Origin of the sequence: Mesorhizobium sp. M5C.F.Ca.IN.020.29.1.1 (assembly GCF_003997375.1) — a bacterium.
Lineage (GTDB): Bacteria > Pseudomonadota > Alphaproteobacteria > Rhizobiales > Rhizobiaceae > Mesorhizobium > Mesorhizobium wenxiniae.
Map to the genome: position 1 here is coordinate 1 of NZ_RZSW01000491.1, position 4,800 is coordinate 4,800.

Here is a 4,800-nt window from a genome sequence, read left to right on the forward strand (position 1 = left end):
GTGTAGACCCAGTAGTCCTCGAGCGTCTCGCCCTTGACGGCGAAGACCGGAATGCCGGCCTCGGCGATGGCCGCGGCCGCATGGTCCTGGGTCGAGAAGATGTTGCAGGAGGCCCAGCGGATATCGGCGCCGAGCGCCTTCAGCGTTTCGATCAGCACGGCCGTCTGGATGGTCATGTGCAGGGAGCCGGTGATGCGCGCGCCCTTGAGCGGCTGCGCCTTGCCGAATTCTTCGCGGGAGGCCATCAGGCCCGGCATTTCGGTTTCGGCGATCTCGATCTCCTTGCGGCCCCAGCCGGCAAGCGAGATGTCGGCGACCATATAGTCATTGCTACCCGTCATGGCAGTGCTCCGATCAAGAATTTTCTTCGGGATGCGCCCACGCCGGAAGGCGTGTCGAAGGGCGCGAGTTGCCGGCCTGACTAGCAGATCGTCGGTCTGACGACAATGGGATATAAAGAAATCTTTATCCGTGCATGTCTTCGGAGACGCCTCGGTCCGAAATCGGAATTGGTTTCCGGAAGTACGATGCGCAAATTCAAAGTGCTAAAGCGTCCTTTGCGCGTCCAAATGAGGCGCGGCGCTCTGGGCGTCAGGACTCCTCGCCGAAGCGGGAGGCGACCAGTTGCTCCAGCGCGTCGATCACCTGCTCGGCCTCCGGGCCGCTGGCGGTGACGCGGATCGAATAGCCGGGGCTCGCCGCCAGCATCATGAGGCCCATGATCGAGGTGCCGCCAACCGTGACGCCGTCCTTCTCGACCTGGACGGAGGCGTCGAAGCCGCTGGCGACCTGAACGAACTTCGCCGAGGCGCGGGCATGTAGGCCACGCTGGTTGACGATTGGAAATTCCCGGACGATGTCACCCTTCTTGGCCGACAGCGCGTTCATTTGCTGCTAAGAAGCTGGCTGGCGACATTGATGTATTTGCGGCCGGCCGCCTGCGCCTCGTCCAGCGCTGCGCTCATATTGTCGCCCTTGCGAATGCTGGACAGCTTGATCAGCATCGGCAGGTTCATACCGGCAATGACTTCGGTTCGACCGGATTCCATTACCGAAATGGCGAGATTGGAGGGCGTTCCGCCGAACATGTCCGTCAAAACGATGACGCCGGCTCCCGTGTCGACACGGGCAACGGCGTCGACGATGTCGCTGCGGCGCTGCTCCATATCGTCATCGGCGCCGATCGCCACGGTCTCGAAACTGTCTTGTGGCCCGACGACATGTTCCACGGCATGGCGGAATTCGGCGGCCAGTTGACCGTGCGTTACAAGCACGAGTCCGATCATTCTTTGGTGGCTCCCGTCCATCGCCGCTTCATAGGCGTTTCATGCTCGCCGGCCAATTTCAGGCGGCGGGAGCGCTATCTTGTCGACGCGAGGCGCGTTGACAAGCCCAAAATTGCACAGGCACAGGCCATTTTGACGCATTGCAGCAACAATTCGAAATTGGATTATACGAAAGGCGCAATCAGCAGCCGCGCCATCACGGCCGGCGAGGCCGCCGGAACATTGCGTTCGGCGAGATCAATACTCGGCACCGGGCAGCCGGCTATAGGCTCGGTGACATCGTCCTGGAAGCGGGCCATCTCGGTTGCCGGCACCAGCCGGACATGAAGATCGATCACGCCGCCGGGCTCGAACGACAATGGCCGCGGACCGAATCCGGGCACCTCGGCGAGGCCGGCGATGGGAGCGGGCACCCGACAGACCAGCCGCCCCGCGTGATCGGCAGCGAGGAGCCTGTCGTCGCCGATCAGCCGCGAAAACAATCCATGCTGGCGACAATGATCGATGAGGGCGAGCGCCAGCGTCGTCTTGCCCGAGCCGGACGGTCCCGTGATAAGGACACCACGCTCGCCGATCAGGATCGCCGTGCCGTGAATGTTCTCGGCCTGCACAGTTGGATCAGGCATGATCTTGTCCGAAACCCGGTTCCCATTTTTCGCTGCCGCGGACCCACTTTTCGGAGTCATGCTTTTTGGTTTACGCATGATCTTGTCCGAAAACCGATGCCACTTTTTGGGATCATGCGTCAGCCTTCGGCCGGCAGTGTCACGACGAAGCGCGCGCCCTTGATCTCGCCGGGTTTGGTGCCCGGGATGTTCTCGGCGGTCAGCGTGCCGCCATGGGCTTCGACGATCTGCCTGCTGATCGACAGGCCAAGGCCTGAGTTCTGGCCGAACGCCTCGCCGGCCGGCCGGTCGGTGTAGAAGCGTTCGAAGATGCGGTCGATGTTGTCGGCCCTGATACCGGGACCATTGTCGTCGACGGTGATGATGTTGACCTTGCCGGCGCGCGCCAGAGATATAGCGATGTGGCCGCGCTCTTCAGGAACGAAGGAGCGGGCATTCTCGATCAGATTCGTGATGACCTGGCCGATCCTCAGATCATGGCCGGCGACGAAATAGCCTTTGACGCCCTGCGGCAGTTTGGCGACCTTGAATTCGATGTCGACCGTCTTCTTGTTGCGCGTGGCCGTGCGCGAAACGTCGACCAGATCCGTGATGAATTTCTTGAGATCCACGGTTCCTGCGTCTTCCCGCGCGAGCTCGGCGTCAAGACGGGAGGCGTCGGAAATGTCGGTGATGAGACGGTCCAGCCGCCTGACGTCGTGCTGGATGATCTCCATCAGCCGGCCGCGCGACGTGTCGTTCTTGGCCAGCGGCAGGGTCTCCACCGCGCTGCGCAGCGAGGTCAGCGGGTTCTTCAATTCGTGCGAGACGTCAGCCGCGAAACTTTCGATCGCCTCGATGCGGGCGTAGAGCGCATTGGTCATGTCGCGCACGGCGATCGACAGGTTGCCGATCTCGTCCTGCCGGTCGGAGAAGTCCGGGATTTCCTCGCGATTCTTGACGCCGCGCCGCACCCTGACCGCCGCCGCCGACAGCCGGCGCAGCGGGTTGGCGATGGTCGAGGCGAGCAGCATCGACAGGATCGCGGTGACAAGGGCGGCGATGCCGAAGACGCGCAGGATCGCCTTGCGCTCGGCCGCGACGATCTTGTCGATGTCGCCGCCTTCCGTCGACAGCATCAGCACGCCGAGGACGGCGCGGAAGCGCTGGATCGGCACGGCGACCGAAACAATCTGCTCGCCCTGTTCGGAGATCCGCACGATGGTCGACGGGCTGCCGGTAAGCGCCTTGACCACCTCCGGAAATGCTGCGCCATTGCCGCCCGGCTGTTCATGGTAGACCGGCAGCGCCGTGTTGCGGAAGAAGTCGAAGACGAACTTCTGGACACGTTCCAGAAGGTCGGGCTCTTCCGCGTCGACCGGCGGCAGGTCGTAGCGAAGGATCTGGCCACGCGAATAGAGATGACGGGAATCGAGCAGCAGATTGGCGTCGCGATCATAGATGCGGGCGCGCGTCCGTGTCGGCGAAATCAACCGCCTAAGCACCGGCGCGACGCGCTCCGGATTGATCGGAAAATCGAGATTGTCGAGTTGATCGGAGCCGGGGCCGAGGCTTTCGCCGGCCTGCAGTTCAAGCAGCTTTTCCGGATCGATGCTGATCGAATCGGTCTCGACCGTCGCCGATGCCGCGATCGCGCCGGCGATGATCTCGCCCTGGGTCATCAGGCTTTCGACGCGGGCATCGATCAGCCCGTCGCGAAACGTGTTGAGGTAGAGAATGCCGGTGACCAGGACGGCCAGGCCGGCGAGGTTGAGGAAGAGAATGCGCCGCGTCAGGCTGGAAAAGATGTGGTGGCCTAGGAAACGGCGCATTGGCACCGTGATTTTCGACAGGAATGCCGGCAGAATCCGCGATGGGCGCCGGGCGCCCGTCCGTCTCACTCGCTCTACGTCCACTGCCATCGAATAGCAGCCCCCGCTCAGTCTTTAGTTTTGAGCATGTCGTTGTCCCAAAACCGGGACCACTTTTGGGCGACATGCATCAATTCATGCTTCGCGGAACCGATATCCGACTCCGTAAAGGGTTTCGATCATCTCGAAGTCATCATCGACGGCCTTGAACTTCTTGCGAAGCCGCTTGATGTGACTGTCGATGGTGCGGTCATCGACATAGACCTGCTCATCATAGGCCGAATCCATCAGCGCATCACGGCTTTTTACCACACCGGGGCGCTGGGCCAGAGAATGCAGGATCAGGAACTCGGTGACGGTAAGTGTCACCGGCTCGCCCTTCCAGGTGCAGGTGTGACGCTCCTGGTCCATGACAAGCTGGCCGCGCTCGAGCGAACGGGCCTGCTGGCTGGGCGTCTTGGCCGACGCCTCGCGGGCGCTGGCACGGCGCAGCACGGCGCGAACCCGCTCGACCAGAAGACGCTGCGAGAAGGGTTTGCGGATGAAGTCGTCGGCGCCCATCTTGAGGCCGAAAAGCTCATCGATCTCGTCGTCCTTGGACGTCAGGAAGATCACCGGCAGGTCGGATTTCTGGCGCATCCGGCGCAGAAGCTCCATGCCGTCCATGCGCGGCATCTTGATGTCGAGGATGGCGAGATTCGGCGGGCGCGCCGCCAGACCTTCCAGCGCCGACGCCCCATCCGTGTAAGTTTCGACACGATACCCCTCCGATTCGAGGGCGATCGACACCGAAGTCAGAATGTTGCGGTCGTCGTCGACAAGCGCGATTGTTGCCATTTCAAGTGGCTCCCTCATGAGCTGTCCCTTCTTTGGTCGAGAAGGGGCTTCTGCAGGACAAATTAGGTACAAAATGTGGCACAGGCTTCGTCCGCTGTCACGAGCGGCACTCCGGCGGCCATAATTTCACCTCAACATGGATTGGACTGTTAAAGACCGCCAATCCTTTGGGCAACCGCCTGATTTTTTGCACATATAAAC

Annotated in this window: 6 protein-coding genes; all 6 read right to left on the reverse strand. The window is 61.8% G+C overall.

Annotation, left to right across the window (positions count from 1 at the left end):
• Positions 1 to 341 (reverse strand): adenosylhomocysteinase (locus EOA85_RS27860; protein ID WP_164759929.1); only part of this gene is annotated, 341 nt, incomplete at its 3' end.
• 250 nt (positions 342 to 591) lie between these two features.
• Positions 592 to 888 (reverse strand): HPr family phosphocarrier protein, encoded by a 297-nt coding sequence (locus tag EOA85_RS27865; RefSeq protein ID WP_095493998.1) that lies wholly within the window; start codon positions 886 to 888, stop codon positions 592 to 594.
• Entirely contained in the window at positions 885 to 1,286 is a 402-nt protein-coding gene (locus EOA85_RS27870; protein ID WP_029347440.1) for a PTS sugar transporter subunit IIA, read from the reverse strand. Before EOA85_RS27870 ends, EOA85_RS27865 begins: the two co-directional genes overlap by 4 nt.
• A gap of 164 nt (positions 1,287 to 1,450) precedes the next feature.
• The gene (locus tag EOA85_RS27880; RefSeq protein WP_127211913.1) at positions 1,451 to 1,912 is read right to left on the reverse strand and encodes an HPr kinase/phosphorylase; all 462 of its coding nucleotides are present in this window, start codon (positions 1,910 to 1,912) and stop codon (positions 1,451 to 1,453) included.
• A 119-nt stretch (positions 1,913 to 2,031) separates the two neighbouring features.
• Positions 2,032 to 3,813, reverse strand: a complete 1,782-nt coding sequence (locus EOA85_RS27885) for a sensor histidine kinase (protein WP_029347437.1) — start codon at positions 3,811 to 3,813, stop codon at positions 2,032 to 2,034.
• 84 nt (positions 3,814 to 3,897) lie between these two features.
• Positions 3,898 to 4,599 carry a response regulator transcription factor gene (locus EOA85_RS27895; RefSeq protein WP_065011523.1) on the reverse strand — a complete coding sequence of 234 codons (702 nt, stop codon included), beginning with the start codon at positions 4,597 to 4,599 and terminating at the stop codon, positions 3,898 to 3,900.
• Between the last annotated feature and the right edge of the window lie 201 nt (positions 4,600 to 4,800).

Excerpts from the sequence above, each read along its gene's own strand:
- EOA85_RS27865 (WP_095493998.1), bottom strand. The coding sequence starts at position 888 with ATGAACGCGCTGTCGGCCAAGAAGGGTGACATCGTCCGGGAATTTCCA.
- EOA85_RS27870 (WP_029347440.1), bottom strand. The coding sequence starts at position 1,286 with ATGATCGGACTCGTGCTTGTAACGCACGGTCAACTGGCCGCCGAATTC.
- EOA85_RS27880 (WP_127211913.1), bottom strand. The coding sequence starts at position 1,912 with ATGCCTGATCCAACTGTGCAGGCCGAGAACATTCACGGCACGGCGATC.
- EOA85_RS27885 (WP_029347437.1), bottom strand. The coding sequence starts at position 3,813 with ATGGCAGTGGACGTAGAGCGAGTGAGACGGACGGGCGCCCGGCGCCCA.
- EOA85_RS27895 (WP_065011523.1), bottom strand. The coding sequence starts at position 4,599 with ATGGCAACAATCGCGCTTGTCGACGACGACCGCAACATTCTGACTTCG.